Annotated in this window: 20 protein-coding genes and 1 tRNA gene; 15 read left to right on the forward strand and 6 right to left on the reverse strand. The window is 59.9% G+C overall.

Translation table 11 applies throughout. The annotated features are described in order from the left end of the window. Window positions 1-28: 28 nt before the first annotated feature. From atzF to ASE80_RS01800, 5 genes are all read left to right on the forward strand, one after another. Window positions 29-1,801: an allophanate hydrolase gene (gene atzF / locus ASE80_RS01780; protein WP_056857394.1), complete on the forward strand. Its 1,773-nt coding sequence runs from the start codon at window positions 29-31 to the stop codon at window positions 1,799-1,801. A gap of 51 nt (window positions 1,802-1,852) precedes the next feature. Further along, window positions 1,853-2,065: a cysteine-rich CWC family protein gene (locus ASE80_RS01785; RefSeq protein ID WP_017137305.1), complete on the forward strand. Its 213-nt coding sequence runs from the start codon at window positions 1,853-1,855 to the stop codon at window positions 2,063-2,065. Beyond that, window positions 2,065-2,757 (forward strand): pseudouridine synthase, encoded by a 693-nt coding sequence (locus ASE80_RS01790; protein ID WP_056857395.1) that lies wholly within the window; start codon window positions 2,065-2,067, stop codon window positions 2,755-2,757. Before ASE80_RS01785 ends, ASE80_RS01790 begins: the two co-directional genes overlap by 1 nt. 305 nt (window positions 2,758-3,062) lie before the next feature. Next, window positions 3,063-3,947 (forward strand): alpha/beta fold hydrolase, encoded by an 885-nt coding sequence (locus ASE80_RS01795; protein ID WP_056857396.1) that lies wholly within the window; start codon window positions 3,063-3,065, stop codon window positions 3,945-3,947. A 417-nt stretch (window positions 3,948-4,364) separates the two neighbouring features. Continuing rightward, window positions 4,365-4,438, forward strand: a tRNA-Gly gene (locus tag ASE80_RS01800). A 194-nt stretch (window positions 4,439-4,632) separates the two neighbouring features. On the opposite strand, the gene ASE80_RS01805 is transcribed toward ASE80_RS01800, so the two are convergent. Further along, window positions 4,633-4,872 (reverse strand): DUF6124 family protein, encoded by a 240-nt coding sequence (locus tag ASE80_RS01805; RefSeq protein ID WP_056857397.1) that lies wholly within the window; start codon window positions 4,870-4,872, stop codon window positions 4,633-4,635. Window positions 4,873-5,336: 464 nt separating this feature from the next. Between ASE80_RS01805 and ASE80_RS01810 the strand changes: the two genes are divergently transcribed. Next, complete coding sequence (locus ASE80_RS01810) at window positions 5,337-5,630, forward strand: type II toxin-antitoxin system RelE/ParE family toxin (RefSeq protein ID WP_056857398.1); 294 nt, start codon at window positions 5,337-5,339, stop codon at window positions 5,628-5,630. 2 nt (window positions 5,631-5,632) lie between these two features. Further along, window positions 5,633-5,941 (forward strand): addiction module antidote protein, encoded by a 309-nt coding sequence (locus ASE80_RS01815; protein ID WP_056857399.1) that lies wholly within the window; start codon window positions 5,633-5,635, stop codon window positions 5,939-5,941. On the opposite strand, the gene ASE80_RS01820 is transcribed toward ASE80_RS01815, so the two are convergent. Both ASE80_RS01820 and ASE80_RS01825 read right to left on the reverse strand, forming a co-directional pair. Further along, a complete protein-coding gene (locus ASE80_RS01820) occupies window positions 5,926-7,125 on the reverse strand; it encodes an MFS transporter (protein ID WP_056857400.1) in 1,200 nt (399 codons plus the stop codon). The two genes, ASE80_RS01815 and ASE80_RS01820, sit on opposite strands and share 16 nt — an antisense overlap. Then, on the reverse strand, window positions 7,122-8,285 hold the full coding sequence (locus ASE80_RS01825) for an MFS transporter (protein ID WP_056857401.1): 1,164 nt from the start codon (window positions 8,283-8,285) through the stop codon (window positions 7,122-7,124). The genes ASE80_RS01820 and ASE80_RS01825 overlap by 4 nt, the downstream gene beginning before the upstream one ends. A 95-nt stretch (window positions 8,286-8,380) precedes the next feature. Here ASE80_RS01825 and ASE80_RS01830 point away from each other — a divergent pair, with 95 nt between their 5' ends. From ASE80_RS01830 to ASE80_RS01855, 6 genes are all read left to right on the forward strand, one after another. Continuing rightward, window positions 8,381-9,274 (forward strand): LysR family transcriptional regulator, encoded by an 894-nt coding sequence (locus ASE80_RS01830; RefSeq protein ID WP_056857402.1) that lies wholly within the window; start codon window positions 8,381-8,383, stop codon window positions 9,272-9,274. Between the two features lie 167 nt (window positions 9,275-9,441). Next, the gene (locus ASE80_RS01835) at window positions 9,442-9,624 is read left to right on the forward strand and encodes a type II toxin-antitoxin system HicA family toxin (protein ID WP_017736377.1); all 183 of its coding nucleotides are present in this window, start codon (window positions 9,442-9,444) and stop codon (window positions 9,622-9,624) included. Window positions 9,625-9,646: 22 nt separating this feature from the next. Continuing rightward, window positions 9,647-10,057, forward strand: coding sequence for a type II toxin-antitoxin system HicB family antitoxin (locus tag ASE80_RS01840; RefSeq protein WP_056857403.1), 411 nt, complete (start codon window positions 9,647-9,649; stop codon window positions 10,055-10,057). 76 nt (window positions 10,058-10,133) lie between these two features. Next, complete coding sequence (locus ASE80_RS01845) at window positions 10,134-10,475, forward strand: hypothetical protein (RefSeq protein ID WP_330219925.1); 342 nt, start codon at window positions 10,134-10,136, stop codon at window positions 10,473-10,475. Window positions 10,476-10,576: 101 nt separating this feature from the next. Continuing rightward, on the forward strand, window positions 10,577-11,077 hold the full coding sequence (locus ASE80_RS01850; RefSeq protein WP_056857405.1) for a methylated-DNA--[protein]-cysteine S-methyltransferase: 501 nt from the start codon (window positions 10,577-10,579) through the stop codon (window positions 11,075-11,077). A gap of 112 nt (window positions 11,078-11,189) precedes the next feature. Further along, window positions 11,190-11,615: a low affinity iron permease family protein gene (locus ASE80_RS01855; protein ID WP_056857406.1), complete on the forward strand. Its 426-nt coding sequence runs from the start codon at window positions 11,190-11,192 to the stop codon at window positions 11,613-11,615. A 53-nt stretch (window positions 11,616-11,668) separates the two neighbouring features. On the opposite strand, the gene ASE80_RS01860 is transcribed toward ASE80_RS01855, so the two are convergent. From ASE80_RS01860 to fos, 3 genes are all read right to left on the reverse strand, one after another. Next, window positions 11,669-12,196, reverse strand: a complete 528-nt coding sequence (locus tag ASE80_RS01860; protein WP_017137290.1) for a DUF4142 domain-containing protein — start codon at window positions 12,194-12,196, stop codon at window positions 11,669-11,671. 119 nt (window positions 12,197-12,315) lie between these two features. Beyond that, window positions 12,316-12,957: a LysE family translocator gene (locus tag ASE80_RS01865; protein WP_056857407.1), complete on the reverse strand. Its 642-nt coding sequence runs from the start codon at window positions 12,955-12,957 to the stop codon at window positions 12,316-12,318. A 54-nt stretch (window positions 12,958-13,011) separates the two neighbouring features. Further along, the gene (gene fos / locus ASE80_RS01870) at window positions 13,012-13,422 is read right to left on the reverse strand and encodes a fosfomycin resistance glutathione transferase (RefSeq protein ID WP_056857408.1); all 411 of its coding nucleotides are present in this window, start codon (window positions 13,420-13,422) and stop codon (window positions 13,012-13,014) included. Between the two features lie 101 nt (window positions 13,423-13,523). Here fos and ASE80_RS01875 point away from each other — a divergent pair, with 101 nt between their 5' ends. After that, window positions 13,524-13,763, forward strand: a complete 240-nt coding sequence (locus ASE80_RS01875; protein ID WP_056857409.1) for a CopG family ribbon-helix-helix protein — start codon at window positions 13,524-13,526, stop codon at window positions 13,761-13,763. After that, window positions 13,753-14,037, forward strand: a complete 285-nt coding sequence (locus ASE80_RS01880) for a type II toxin-antitoxin system RelE/ParE family toxin (protein ID WP_056857410.1) — start codon at window positions 13,753-13,755, stop codon at window positions 14,035-14,037. Before ASE80_RS01875 ends, ASE80_RS01880 begins: the two co-directional genes overlap by 11 nt. Window positions 14,038-14,043: the final 6 nt, after the last annotated feature.

Raw genomic sequence — 14,043 nt, forward strand, 5'->3', positions numbered from 1 at the left:
CTCTTCTATTTCTACAGGCGGACAAGCCATGAACCTGCAACTGGACAACCTGCGCAATGCCTACCTGAGCGGCGACACCACACCCCGTGACGTGCTGCGGCAACTGCGCGAAAAAGCCGCGCACTTGAACCCCGACTATCACCTGTTTATCCACCTGCTGACCGAGTCAGAACTGGAGCCGTACCTGGCCGCACTGGACACTCGCGAACCGGCTGACTTGCCGTTGTTCGGCGTACCCTTTGCGATCAAGGACAACATCGATTTAGCCGGCATTCCCACCACCGCCGCGTGCCCGGCGTTCGCCTATGTGCCGCAACGCAGCGCGAGCATTGTCGAGCAGTTGATCGCCCTGGGCGCGGTACCCGTGGGCAAGACCAACCTCGACCAGTTCGCCACCGGCCTCAATGGCAGCCGCTCGCCGTATGGCGCGTGCCCCAACAGCGTGTTGCCCGAGTACCCGTCGGGCGGCTCCAGCGCCGGGTCGTCGCTGGCCGTCGCGTTGGGTGTCGCCAGTTTTGCCCTGGGCACCGACACGGCCGGTTCCGGGCGAGTGCCGGCGGCGCTGAATAACCTGGTGGGGCTCAAGGCGAGCAAAGGCTTGATCTCCACAGCGGGCGTGGTGCCGGCGTGCCGCACGCTGGATTGCGTCACCACCTTTACCCGCACTGCGCGCGAGGCCAGCCAGTTACTGGCGTTGACCGCCAGGCTCGATCCGTTGGATGCGTACAGCCGAGCAAACCCGGCGTGGAATGATGCGTCGGCGTTTGGCGTACCCCGCGCATTTCGCTTTGGCGTGCCGCGCGAGCAGGACCTGGAGTACTTCGGCTGCGAGCAAGGCCCGCAGCTGTTTGCGCAGGCCATCGACCGCTTGACGGCACTGGGTGGCGAGCCGGTGACGCTGGACCTGTCGCCGTTCCTTGAAGCCGCGCGCCTGCTCTACGAAGGGCCGTGGGTGGCCGAACGCTACAGCGTGGCCGGCGAACTGATGGAGCAGAACCCCGAGGCCGTGCTGCCGGTGATTCGTGCGGTGCTGGCCAAGGCGCCTGCGGTGAACGGCGTGGAGACCTTTCGCGCCCAGTACCGCCTGCAAGCCTTGAAAGCGCAGTGCGATGGTTTGCTCGAAGGCCTCGACTGCGTACTGACGCCCACCATCGGCCGCCCGGTGACGCTGGAAGAACTGCGCGCCGAACCGGTGCTGCGCAATGCCGAACTGGGCTACTACACCAACTTCATGAACCTGCTGGATTACGCCGCCGTCGCCGTGCCCAGCGGCTTTATGCGCAACGGTTTGCCCTGGGGTGTGACGCTGTTTGGCCGGGCATTTACCGACCAATACCTGCTGGGCGTGGCGGACGCGTTGCAGCGCCAGCACGATACGTCGCTGCCTGTGCCGGTCGGCAGCGCCGGTCATGACCTGACGCGGCTGGTGGTGTGCGGCGCGCACCTGCAAGGGCTGGCGCTTAACGGCCAATTAGTGCGGCGAGGTGCGCGCCTGCTGGAGCGCACCCACAGCTCGGCCGACTATCAACTGTTCGCGCTGGCCGGTGGGCCGCCCTATCGCCCCGGCATGCTGCGGGTGAGCGAGGGCGGTGTGGCCATCGAGGTGGAAGTGTGGGAGCTGCCGAGCCGCGAACTCGGCTCCTTCCTCACCGGCATCCCTGCGCCGTTGGGTTTGGGCAAGGTGCAACTGGCCGATGGCCGCTGGGAAACCGGCTTCATCTGCGAGCCCTACGGCTTGACCGGCGCCGTGGACATCAGCCACTTCGGCGGCTGGCGCGGCTACCTGCGCAGCTTGCAATAGCGGGGCGGCGCTGTATCGTGCAGGGAACTGCGCGATACAGCCCGAACCGACATGACCACACCCACCCTTTGCCCTGCCTGCGGTGCCCGCAACGACTGCACTTTGGCCGACCCACGCACCGCCGACCAAGCCTGTTGGTGCTACAGCGTCACCATCGACCCGGCGGTGCTCGAAGCGCTGCCTGATGAACTGCGTAACAAAGCTTGCCTATGCCCACGTTGTGCGCAGGTAGATGCGCAATTGCGTGGGGCCGAGCAGCCGTAATGCGCGTTGATCGTTTCCTCAGCAACCTGCCGCGTTTCAATCGTAAGCAAGTGCGTGTGCTGCTGGTTGAGCGACGGGTGACGGTCGATGGCGTGGCCGTCACCGACCCGCATCATGACGTGCGAGAGTTCAGCCGCGTTTGTGTCGATAGTGAGGTACTGCAAGCCGGCAAACCGGCGCGTTATTTCATGCTGCACAAACCCCAAGGCTGCGTGAGCGCGACCGCCGATCCGGTGCATCCCACCGTGCTTGATTGGCTGGATGAACCGCACAAGCATGAGCTGCACATCGCCGGCCGTCTGGATTTCAACACCACCGGGCTGATGCTGATCACCAACGACGGCCAATGGTCGCGGCGCCTGACCCAACCCCAGACCAAACTGCCCAAGGTTTACCTCGTGCATACCGAGCAGGACATTGGTGCGGAGTACGCGGCAACCTTTAAAGAGGGCCTGTATTTCGCCTTTGAAGACCTCACCACCCAACCCGCCGACCTTGAGCTACTTGGCCCAAGGACCGCTCGCCTGAGCATCATCGAAGGCCGCTATCACCAGGTGAAGCGCATGTTCGGGCATTTTGATAACAAAGTGATTGGCTTGCACCGTGAGCGGATGGGGCCTTTGGTGCTGGATGCCACCCTTGCGCCGGGCGAATATCGGGAACTGACCGACGAAGAAATCCGACAGGTCTGACGACCGTTCAGCCGGTGATGGCAAAAAACCAGCGTGTCGCCTTGCGAGCTGGCGCCTGTGCTGCTTGAATCAAGACGTCAGCCAAATGATGACTGGCGAGTCGCCCCATAACCTCCAAGAAACACCTTGCCCCGCCCGCGCTTGATCCACGGGCCTTTCCGGCAAACAGCCCGCCACAACAACACCCGTCGGCCAGCCGCTATCGGACCGACATGGGCCCTCATCTTCCAGGCGTATGCCTACCTGTCATAAAGCTCGTGCAGAGTGATCTGCGCGCCCTACCCGCTTGCCAGGAGTCTTACGACATGAGGCCAGAAATCGCTGTGTTGGATATACAGGGTCAGTATCGGGTTTACACGGAGTTCTATCGCGCGGACGTTGCTGCAAAGACCATCATCCTGGTCAACGGCTCCATGGCCACCACGGCATCCTTCGCTCAAACCGTGAAAAGCCTGTACCCGCAATTCAATGTGGTTTTGTACGACCAGCCCTACGCTGGCCGCTCCAAAATCCATAACCGTCATGAGCACATGCTGACCAAGGAAGTCGAAGGCCAGATCCTGCTGGAACTCATCGAGCACTTCGGCGCCGAACACGTGCTGTCGTTCTCCTGGGGTGGCGCCGCTGCCCTGGTCGCCCTCGCCCACCGGCCACGCCGGGTGGAAAAGGCGGTGATCAGCTCGTTCTCGCCGGTGATCAACACGCCCATGCGCGACTACCTCGAACGCGGTGTCGACTACCTCGGCAACCTCGACCGCCACGGCGTGGGCCACCTGGTCAACAGCACCATCGGCAAACACCTGCCATCACTGTTCAAGCGCTTCAACTACAAGCATGTGAGCGGCCTGGCCGAGCATGAATACGGGCAGATGCACTTCCACATCAACCACGTGCTCAACAGCGACCGGCTGTGCTACCTCAAAGCCGCCAGGCAGATCGACATTCCAGTGCTGTTTTTGAATGGCGAATGGGATGAATACACCAGCGCCGAGGATGCCAAGCTGTTTGGCCAGCACGTGGCCAACAGCAGCTTCAGCACCATCCAGGCGACCGGCCATTTTCTGGACATGGAACACAAGGCGGCCTGCCGGGACAGCCGGGATGCGGTGGTGGGCTTTTTGAAACCAGAACGCCAGGTGAGTCGGTTGCGTTATCACCAGGGCCAGACGCAGCATGCGTTTGCGATTTGAAAGGCGGCTTATGTGGGAGCCGGGCTTGCCCGCGATGCAGGCGATGTGGTGTGTCAGTCACACTCAGGTGATGCAATCGCAGCCTAGGTACCTACACAACTGTTGAAGGCAATTTCTTCTGTGGCGAGCAGGCTTGTCCTGCGTTGGGCTGCGAAGCAGCCCCCGGTAAAGGCACTGCAATTTTCCTGAAAGAACTCAGCGTCTGGGTTTGGGGCCGCTTCGCAGCCCAACGCAGGACAAGCCTGCTCGCCACAACAGCCCACCTGCCGTAGACTTCGTGTTAACCGATTGTGTAGATACCTAGGGCAATCGCAGGCAAGCCAGTTCCCACACAAGCTTGATGAACCCAACTCACACATTTTTCGAAGAAAAACTTCAAATCCCGGCGAACATCTGGTACAAAGTCAGCCGCTCTGAGCGGGTATAGTTTAATGGTAGAACAGTAGCTTCCCAAGCTTCCGACGAGGGTTCGATTCCCTCTACCCGCTCCACTCAGATTTTGGTCTTGCGTCAGGTTGGTTCTGGCGGGAGATGCATAAAAAAACCGGCCCTTGGTGGCCGGTTTTTTTATGTTCTAAATTTGGCTTCATGGGTGAGCGACCTGCTCCGATGCAGAATATCTGGCTCCCCTTCCCCTTGGTATGTGCGGCCTGGGAAGGCAAGCCTGTTACAGGGCGTGAAAAACCTACGCGGCGCGGTCCACGCGGTCTTGCGCCGCTTCTACCAGCATCAGCCCCAGCTCGATCATTTGCTGAATGGCCAAGGCCAGGTAGCGATGCTGAGAAGGCAGGCTTTCGGCGAACTCGTTGGTCATGGCACCCGCGCCGGCAATGGTTTCGTAGGCGTTGGCGAGCAAGGCTTCGGTGTTGGCTTCGGGGCGGACGCTGAACAGGGTCGCGGTTGGGTTACAGGCGTCAGTACACATCTGTTGATCCTCGGTAAGGACCACCTTCCAGAGCTACTAAACAATGGGTGGCGGCTGTATGCAGGTTAGTAGACCGGCGGATCAACGAAACCGGCGCACCCGAAAGTGCCCTGCGTACAGCCACCATTGAGAACAGACATCGAGATGTCTGACTGATGGGACAGCCATACGCCGTTGATCAAATCGGGCTACTAAACCCGACCGCTGATGGGCAGCGGCAGACGAACCTTAAAGCGCTCGTCCAAGGCGTACAACTCAGACGATTCTGCGTGTTGTGTAGGCAATAACACAACATTCAGGACCGCCGTACCGTTCTCCTTCAGACCGTAAATTCCGGCAATAGGAAAACCCTGAAGAACGTTTGAAACCGGCACGCCCTCGCATCACTCTCCCCAGCCTTCGACACAGACATGTCTCTTGCCAACCCGTATCCAATTAGATACAGTGAAACTCTGTGAGGCCCCGTGCGTTATTCAATCCAGCAAACCCAAGCTTTCACTCACTGGTGCTCGGCAATCCGCGATCTGCGCGCAAAAATCACCATTGCTCGACGTATTGAGCGAGCCAGTGTGGGCAATCTGGGTGATTTCAAGGTGCTGGGCGGCGGTATTTCAGAGATGCGGATAGACGTGGGTGCGGGTTATCGCGTTTATTTCACCCTGCGCGGCAGGGAGGTCGTCATCTTGCTGGCAGGTGGCGACAAGTCTTCACAAGAGGCCGATATACGGCGAGCAAAAAAATTAGCAAAGGAGGTTTGATCATGGCTCAAACACTGACGACATTTGATATGGCCGAGCTGCTCGACAGTGATGAGGCCATCAGCGAATACCTCTCTCAAGTGCTGGCAGACGGTGACAACGAGGAATTCCTCCGAGCATTAGGCTATGTAGCCAAAGCCCGTGGCATGACAAAGATTGCTACTGATGCGGGTGTAGGACGCGAGAGCTTGTACAAGGCATTTGCCCCAGGCGCCAAACCGCGTTTTGAAACGGTTCTGAAGGTGCTTCACTCACTTGGCATTGATCTGTTGGCCCGGCCTGGACATTCCAGCAATCACTCGATTGCCTGAGGCGCACACCCTCGCTGCACCACCCACGCCAAGGGCAACGTCACCAACAACATGCCCGCCAGCACCATCACCGCCACCGGCACACCCAGTGCATCGCCGACACCACCAAACAGCACCGGCGCCAGCGCGCCGCCGCCGATTGTGCCGGTGTAGAACACTGCAAACGCCTGCTCGCGTTTACCCGCCGCCGCCAGGTCCGGCACGGCGCCGTACAGCACTGAAGAAGTGCCATTGAGCATTAAGCCAAGGAGCGGCAGCGTCACCATCAGTCCATTCAGCGGCAGGTACACGGCGGCAATGATCAGCAGCGCCGTGCTGGTTTCCGTCAGCCATACGGTTTTCATCATGCCGATGCGGGCACCGAGGTAGCCGCAGAGCAATTTGCCGAACGCGCCACCGATAAACAACATCGTCAACGCCAGGCCGATACCGGCAGTCCCCGCGCCCTTGGCTTGCAGCAGAAATGGCAGGAAGGTGAGAAAGCCCATGCGCACGGCGCTGTCGAGTGTGCCGGTGAGTATCAGCGCGCGCAGCCCAGTGATGGAGCCGGTTCCGCTGAGGGATTTGGCTTTTTTTGCAGAAGCGGTTTCGGCCGTTTGCGCAGGCACCAGCCACCACAACAACCCCGCCGCAGCCAGGCCGAGCAAACCCAACAGGGTGGCACTGGCGCGCCAGCTGATAACGGTGAGCAGCAAGCCGACCAAACCCGGAATCAGGGTTTTGCCGATATCGCCGGAAAAGTTGTAGTGGGACAAGGCTTGCTTGACCCCGCCGCCGTCCTCGTAAGCGTCGGTAATCATCGAGGACGCCAGCGGATGTTGGGTGCTGGCGCCCAAACCACCGAGCAGCAGCGCCAATAGCAACAGGGTCAGCCCAGTGGCTTGCCCCACCAATAAGTACGCAACGCCCGCCAGCGCAGTGCCGCCTACCAACATCGGCAGACGGCCCCAGCGCCGCGCAGCGCGGCTGGCCATCAGCTGGAACACGGCCATCATCCCGGAATAGGCACCGCGCAATAATCCGATCTGGGCGTAGGAGAGCGCGAACTGCGCCTGCCAGATCGGCAGCAGCACGTAGATCACATCCGTAAGGCCATCGTGAACGGCATGGGCGCCGCAGCCCGCGATCAACGAGCGGCGGCGGTTAGAGGTTTCGCGGGCAGGCACAGCGATGGCGTCGTTCATGAGGCTTGGATCAACTCAGGTTTAAGAGGCTTCCAGCCCGTCAGGGCGATCAGCAACGTCAGCAGTTGAAAACCGATAATCAGCGCTACACACCCCGCCCAGCCCCAGCGCTCCCACATCAATGCGGGCACGATGGCACCACAACTGCCGCCCAGGTAATAACACGTGAGGTAAACGCCCACGGCACCCGCCTTGTTACCCTGCGCAGTGGCGCTGATGAACGCATTGGCGGCGGCCTGGGCGAGAAAGACCCCGGTCGAACTGAGCGCCAGGCCCACCACGATGCACCACAGCGACGGGGCCAGGGTCAGCGCCGAGCCACTGATGCCCAGCGCGGCAGCCACAGCCAGCAGCTCGGCGTGGGGCCGGGCTTTGCTGAGGCGGCCGGCGATCGGGATCACGATCAAGGCCAGCAGAAACACCATGTACAGCGTGCCCAAGGCCGCAGGCCCGAGGTTAAAAGGCGGTAGGCCAAGGTACAGGCCCGCGTAGGTTAAGGCCGCGACCTGGGAAAACAACACACAAAACCCGACGGCGTAGGCAGCCACCAATGGCTTGCGAAAAACGCCTGACGAAGCAGCCTTGACCGGTGCGACTCGCGGCGGGTTATCGGGCAGCAAAAACTGAATGAACCCACCGACCATCACGCTCAACACGGCCAACAATTCAAAGGCCTCGCGCCAGCCGACATATTCGGTCATCACGCCGGTGACGAAGCGCCCGGCGAACCCGCCCAGTACGGTGCCCGCCACATAGAGGCTGGTGACTTCGGTCACCGTGGCGCCGCGCCAGCGGTCGCCGATGTAAGCCACGCTGGTGGCAAATACCACCGGGATCAACATACCTTCCACAAAACGCCACACCAGCACTTGGGCAAAGCTACCGGCGTAGGCAGTCATCAGCGCGGGCACGGCCAGTAACAGCGCGGCCACGGCGATGACCGTACGCTGCTCGAAACGCCCGGTCAGCCGGCCGACAAATGGCGCGGTAATCGCCACGGCCAGGGTGGTGACCGTGATACTCCAGCCCGCCGCCTTGGCGCTGATATGAAACTGCGCGGCGAAGGTGGTCAGGATGCTCTGGGTGGCATACAGGTTCAGAAACGCCGCGCAGCCACACAGGAACAGGGCAAGACGGGCACAATGCAGGCGCGGTTTCATGAAACCTCTCGTTTTATTTTGTGAGGTCTTTATAGAATGGCCAGCGGGTCTTAAACCAATACCGAATTCGAACCGATCAATACCCAAGGATCAGGATGCTCGACCTACGCAAGCTGCGTTACTTTCTGACGGTCGCCGAAGAACTGCACTTCGGCCGCGCAGCCCTTCGCCTGCACCTGGCCCAGCCGCCGTTGACCCGGCAGATCTCGGCGCTGGAAACGGAGTTGGGCTTCAAGTTGTTTGATCGCACCAGCCGCACGGTGTCCCTCACCGCCCAGGGCCGTTCGTTCCTGCCCTATGCGCGTGGGGTGTTGGAACAGGTGGAACTGGCACAGGTCATCGCCGGTAAATTGGCCGCCGGGACCGCCGGGCAACTGACCTTGGGTTACGTCAGTTCGATCGCGCTGTCGGACCTGTTCAGCCAGGCGATCCAGGCCTTCGCCCAGGGTTTTCCCGATGTGCAACTGACCTTGGTGGAATGCGCGTCCGGCAGCTTGGGCGCGCAAGTGGCGGATGGGCGCCTGGATGTCGGCCTGAGCCGCCTGTTGCCGCAAAGCCAGGCCGTGCAAGCGTTGTCGCTGGGGGAGGAACGTTTGTGGGCGGCGGTTTCCAGTGAGAGCCCGTTAGCCCGCCAAACGCAGGTGAGCCTGGCACAGCTCGGTGCTTACCCGCTGATTCTGTTTCCGCCCGATTATGGGTCGGGCTTGAACCAGTCGATCGAGCAGTTGTACCGACACCACGGCGTGCCCCTGCGTGCCGGGCCGACCGGGCGGCAGATCACCTCGATCATTGCGTTGGTGGCCGCCGGGCAAGGCGTGGCATTGGTGCCCGAATGTACCCGGAGCTTGATGAACAAGGGCGTCACCTATAAACCCATGGTCGAGGTGGATGCCTGTGCGCAGCTGTTGGTGCTGACGCCTGCGGCCAGAAAAAACCTGCTGGCTGACGCATTTCTGGCCGTTCTCGCCCAAGTCTTAAACAACGAGTAACACTTCGAAAACCCTCGCAATACCTCTCTCCACCGCCGTTTCCACGGGCTCATACACTTCATTCAGCACTTCCCGAAACGCCGGTCATCGATCGTCGGTAGGTAGAGTGTTGATAATTTATTTTCAGTGGTTATAGTCACCACCAACACACACCACAAGGAGGTGCTGTGGATAGCCGATATTTGATAGGTCACATTGTTGCGGACGGCTGGTACCTGGTGCGCACCCGAGGCAGTCACCACCACTTCAAACACCCGACCAAACCGGGGTTGGTGACGATTCCTCATCCAAAGAAGGACCTGTTGGACAAGACCGCCAAGAGCATTTTAAAACAGGCACTGCTGAGCTGAGCGTCCCTGGAGGGCAATAGACATGCTTTACCCCATCGCAATTTCAACCGGTGACCAGGAAAACGCCTGGGGCGTGGAAGTGCCGGATATTCCTGGCTGCTACTCCGCCGGCGACGACCTGGACGACGCCATGGCCATGGCCCGCGAAGCGATCGAAGGGCACTTCGAAATCCTTGCGGAGGATGGCGCGCCGATTCCCCCTGCACAAAAAGTCACCCTGCACGCGGCCAACCCCGAATACGCCGGTTGCACCTGGGCTGTGATCGACATTGATGTGACCAAGTACCTGGGCAAGGCGCAGAAGCTCAACATTACCCTGCCGGGTTACCTGCTCAATCGCATCGATGACTATGTACTCAGCCACCCGGAAGAAAAAAGCCGGTCTGGGTTCCTGGCGTCGGCGGCGCTCAAGGTGCTGCAACAGGACCGGTGACGCCAGCTCAGTAAAGTCTGAGTGCAACGGTGCCCGCCAGTCGAGATGATGCCGATTCATCAGCACTGACATCGGGATGACTGCAATGCTTGAACCTGGACAACGCACACCAAAACCCATCCTGCGCCAAGTGGTGGGCTGGGTGGTGGTGCTGCCACTGGTGGTCTCGTTTGTGAGGCTGCCATTTCCGCTCGGGCTGCTGCTGGCGCTCGGAGCACTTGCAGCATCAGCCTATGGCGCAAAGCTCGCCTGGCAATCCGCCAGCCGCCCGGTAGCAGCGTTCACGTTGATTGGCACCCTGCTTAATGCTGTTTCGCTATTTTTGCTGAGTACGCCGTCTGTGCTAATGGCGCTCTACACTGTTTTTCGGTATGTCTTGTATCCGCTTTTTTCCAATTGGCTGTACGGGAATTTTTAGACCCAACAGGAATTCGACCGCAAGAAACGCAGTTTCCGGGCAAGCGGATAAAACTACAGTAGCGTCGTACCTTTAATCCAAGCCTGTCGAGGAATCCGCTCATGTCTTACCACTACAAGCTCATGCCCTCTCCCGTCGGCCAGCTCACCCTGGTGGCGCGCAACGGCAAACTCAGCGCCATCCTGTGGGAAACAGAACGCGCCAATCGCGTGCGCCTGGGCGAGTTGCATCAAGCCGACGACAGCCCGGTATTGCTGGAAACCGAGCGCCAGCTACGGGAATACTTCAACGGCACCCGCAACCAGTTCGATCTGGAACTGGACTTCGACGGCACTGACTTCCAGAAACAAGTCTGGCAGGCACTGCTGACCATTCCCTTCGGCGAAACCCGCAGCTACAGCCAGATTGCCCGGCAGATCGGCAACCCCAAGGCCGTGCGCGCAGTTGGCGCAGCCAATGGCCGCAACCCCATCTCGATCATCGCACCCTGCCACCGGGTAATTGGTGCTTCGGGCGGGCTGACCGGGTTTGCCGGTGGGCTTGAGGCCAAGCAGTATTTGCTCGCGCTTGAGGGCGCCGGCCAGGCAGAGCTGGCTTTCTGAGGGCGGGAGCCGTGGACGTACAACGCTGTTTTCTCGCTCAAATGTAAAAAGAAATTTCCAAGCACACCTGCGGTCCATAATTTCATCACCCACCGGTCAAGGAACAACGGTCATGAAATTTTCTGCAGTCTCCCAATCTCTGTCCCGCTGGGCAGGCAGTGCCCGCACGTTCTACGCGGCTGTCGCACTGATTTTCCTGTGGAGCCTCAGCGGGCCATATTTCCACTACAACGACACTTGGCAACTGATCATCAACACCTCAACCACCATCATCACGTTCCTGATGGTGTTCCTGATCCAGAACACGCAAAACCGCGACAACGACATCCTGCATATCAATATCGACGAGTTGCTGCGCGTCTCCAAGGATGCGCAAAACGCCGTGCTGAGCCTTGATGGCCTGGACCGTAAAGAACTGGAAAAATTGCGCCGGGAATACCGCAGCATCGGCGCGGCAGGGAGTGTCAGCCTTAACAGCAGTTGCGGCGAAGTGGTTGACGATGCGGTGACCAACAAGACCGATCTGAACCAGGCATAAAAAAACGGCGGTTGGAGAAATCCAACCGCCGTTTTCTATCTCAGGTGACGGACTCAACCGTCGCCTTGATGACCTTTGCCGTAAGTCGACGCCAAGGCACGCGCCTTTTGCAGGCGTTCCTCCAGCTTGGGCAGCGTCTCATCCACCAGCGCTTTGATTTCCGGCACGTCCGACGCCGCGCCTTCCTGTTTGAACAGGGCAATGGCGTCTTCGTTTTCCTTGACCTGTTGCGCGGTGTAAGCGGCGTCAAACGAGTCGCCGTCCTTGAGTTCCGGCATCAGGGTTTCGGCTTTATCAACGATCTTCTCGCGCGGCGCTACCGGCAGGTCGAGCTTCTTGGCGATGGCCGCCAGGTGCTGGTTGGCCTGGGTGCGCTCGTTGATCACCTCGATGGTGTAGTCCTTGATTTCCTGGGACGAGGTTCTGGCGTGGGCCATGCGACTGGTTTCGATATCGGCCATCCCTTTGGCCGAAGCCTGCTCGATGAATTCAGCAGGCGACTGGGCGAAAGCATTGCTGGCGCCGAGGCCCAGCAGCATCGCGAAACTGGCGGTGCGTAACCGGATAGCCATGCGGCTCATGATGGGTTCCTCCAGGTCAAAAATAGGTGCGGGAAAAGACGCCCCGCCCTGAATTCGAATTTTCAGGGCGGCAAAGGTTTAGAAAAAACTTGCCAGTGCGACGAACGGTCGTCGCTGTATCAGGCCGGTTTGCTGCCAAACAGGCCCGGCAACGCGTGCGCCAGGGCATTGATGGCGAAGCCGATAAACATCACGCCGCAGAGTTTGGTGATGAGGATTTCATGGCGCTGATACACCGTGCGCACACGTTGAGCGCCGACCACGCCGATCAGAATGGCATAGGCCAGCAGGCCACCGATAAAGCTCAGGAAGATCAACGACGGCAGCATCGCCCACGTCAGCAACTCGGCACGGCTGGATAACAACGCGGTAAAAGTTGCCACGGCCACCGGGTAAGCCTTGGGGTTGGTGAGGCCGAACAGGATGCCGTGCCAGAATGGATGCCGCGCCGCGCCCTGAGGGGCGTCGCTGCTGCGCCGCTGGGTACGGATCGCACGCCAGCCGAGCCAGAACAGGTACAAACCGCTGAGCACGCCCAGCGCATCAAAGGCTGTGCTGCCCACTTCCCGCGCGCCCACGATGGCAATCAACGCCGTGCTGCACCACACCACGTCGCCGAGTAAATGCCCGCACAAAAAACCCGCCCCGGCACGACGGCCACGGGCAGCGCCGATACCGAATACGGCGAGCACGCCCGGACCTGGCGTAATGCCGTAGATAAAACCCGAAGCAAGCACGGCGAACAGCAGGGATAGGGTCATGGGCGCGACTCTGATAGACGGTAATGAGGTGGAGGGATTCTGCACGTTCCGCCGCTACGGGTAAAACGTCATTCCGGCATAAGGCTTGGCGCGACAGGCCTGCAAACGCGAGGCCAGATCGCCCACGTGGGCTTCGAGCTTGTGGCCATCGGGGTCGAGAAAGTAGAACGACGCACCTTCACTGCGGTTATCGCGCCATTCCTGCACCTGCGCAGCACGCAGGCGCGCCACCAGCGCCGCGAAATCACCGGTATCGGCGGTAAACGCGTAGTGCGTGTATTCAGCCGCAGGCGCGGGCGAGCGTGATGGGTCGAGGGACAAGCACAGCCATAAACCGGGCAGCGACAGATAGGCGCCGCCGTCCCAGCTCGCATCGAGCTTAAGCTGCAACAATTCATGGTAGAAACTGATGCTGCGGTTCAGGTCGGTGACGGCAAGGGTCAGGTGGTTAAGGCCGGAGAGCATGGAATGTCCTTTTATCTATTCACCCAGTGACGAACGGGGCAAACCGTTTTTGCGATGACGATGTAGTATGTTGCACTACACATCACTACATCGAGGCTCTTATGTCTGTTATGTCTCTACGCATACCGGAAGACGTCGCCGACACGCTTGCCAGTCTCGCCAAGGCGACAGGGCGCAGCAAATCCTTTCTAGCCGTAGATGCATTACGCGAATACCTGACGCGTGAGGCCTGGCAAATAGAGGAAATTCAAAAAGCATTGAAAGAAGCTGATGCGGACGACTTTGCGACAGCGGCCGAAGTAAAAGCAGTCGCCGATAAATGGCGTAACAATGCAGGTTGAGTGGCTGAGGGCTGCCCTCAGGAATCTTGACGATGAAGCGGCCTACATTGCCGAAGAAAACCCGAAAGCTGCCCATGAGTTCGTGCAGGCGATCTTGACCGGACTTGAACATGTCGCTGAATTTCCGGCAATGGGCAAAGAAGGCAGAGTGCCCGGCACGCGCGAATGGGTAGTGCCCCGATGGCCCTATATCGTTCCCTACCGTATTCGAGATGGCCGGTTACAGGTGATGCGAATTTTTCATACACGCCGCCAGCCACCCGCTTCCTGGTAGCCACGG

Source organism: Pseudomonas sp. Leaf15 (assembly GCF_001421425.1).
GTDB classification, from domain to species: domain Bacteria; phylum Pseudomonadota; class Gammaproteobacteria; order Pseudomonadales; family Pseudomonadaceae; genus Aquipseudomonas; species Aquipseudomonas salomonii.

Excerpts from the sequence above, each read along its gene's own strand:
- ASE80_RS01865 (WP_056857407.1), bottom strand. The coding sequence starts at position 12,957 with ATGACCCTATCCCTGCTGTTCGCCGTGCTTGCTTCGGGTTTTATCTAC.
- ASE80_RS01790 (WP_056857395.1), top strand. The coding sequence starts at position 2,065 with ATGCGCGTTGATCGTTTCCTCAGCAACCTGCCGCGTTTCAATCGTAAG.
- ASE80_RS01875 (WP_056857409.1), top strand. The coding sequence starts at position 13,524 with ATGTCTGTTATGTCTCTACGCATACCGGAAGACGTCGCCGACACGCTT.
- ASE80_RS01830 (WP_056857402.1), top strand. The coding sequence starts at position 8,381 with ATGCTCGACCTACGCAAGCTGCGTTACTTTCTGACGGTCGCCGAAGAA.
- ASE80_RS01815 (WP_056857399.1), top strand. The coding sequence starts at position 5,633 with ATGGCTCAAACACTGACGACATTTGATATGGCCGAGCTGCTCGACAGT.
- ASE80_RS01845 (WP_330219925.1), top strand. The coding sequence starts at position 10,134 with ATGACTGCAATGCTTGAACCTGGACAACGCACACCAAAACCCATCCTG.
- ASE80_RS01805 (WP_056857397.1), bottom strand. The coding sequence starts at position 4,872 with ATGTGTACTGACGCCTGTAACCCAACCGCGACCCTGTTCAGCGTCCGC.
- ASE80_RS01860 (WP_017137290.1), bottom strand. The coding sequence starts at position 12,196 with ATGAGCCGCATGGCTATCCGGTTACGCACCGCCAGTTTCGCGATGCTG.
- atzF (WP_056857394.1), top strand. The coding sequence starts at position 29 with ATGAACCTGCAACTGGACAACCTGCGCAATGCCTACCTGAGCGGCGAC.
- ASE80_RS01880 (WP_056857410.1), top strand. The coding sequence starts at position 13,753 with ATGCAGGTTGAGTGGCTGAGGGCTGCCCTCAGGAATCTTGACGATGAA.
- ASE80_RS01825 (WP_056857401.1), bottom strand. The coding sequence starts at position 8,285 with ATGAAACCGCGCCTGCATTGTGCCCGTCTTGCCCTGTTCCTGTGTGGC.
- ASE80_RS01795 (WP_056857396.1), top strand. The coding sequence starts at position 3,063 with ATGAGGCCAGAAATCGCTGTGTTGGATATACAGGGTCAGTATCGGGTT.
- ASE80_RS01820 (WP_056857400.1), bottom strand. The coding sequence starts at position 7,125 with ATGAACGACGCCATCGCTGTGCCTGCCCGCGAAACCTCTAACCGCCGC.
- ASE80_RS01855 (WP_056857406.1), top strand. The coding sequence starts at position 11,190 with ATGAAATTTTCTGCAGTCTCCCAATCTCTGTCCCGCTGGGCAGGCAGT.
- fos (WP_056857408.1), bottom strand. The coding sequence starts at position 13,422 with ATGCTCTCCGGCCTTAACCACCTGACCCTTGCCGTCACCGACCTGAAC.
- ASE80_RS01850 (WP_056857405.1), top strand. The coding sequence starts at position 10,577 with ATGTCTTACCACTACAAGCTCATGCCCTCTCCCGTCGGCCAGCTCACC.
- ASE80_RS01785 (WP_017137305.1), top strand. The coding sequence starts at position 1,853 with ATGACCACACCCACCCTTTGCCCTGCCTGCGGTGCCCGCAACGACTGC.
- ASE80_RS01840 (WP_056857403.1), top strand. The coding sequence starts at position 9,647 with ATGCTTTACCCCATCGCAATTTCAACCGGTGACCAGGAAAACGCCTGG.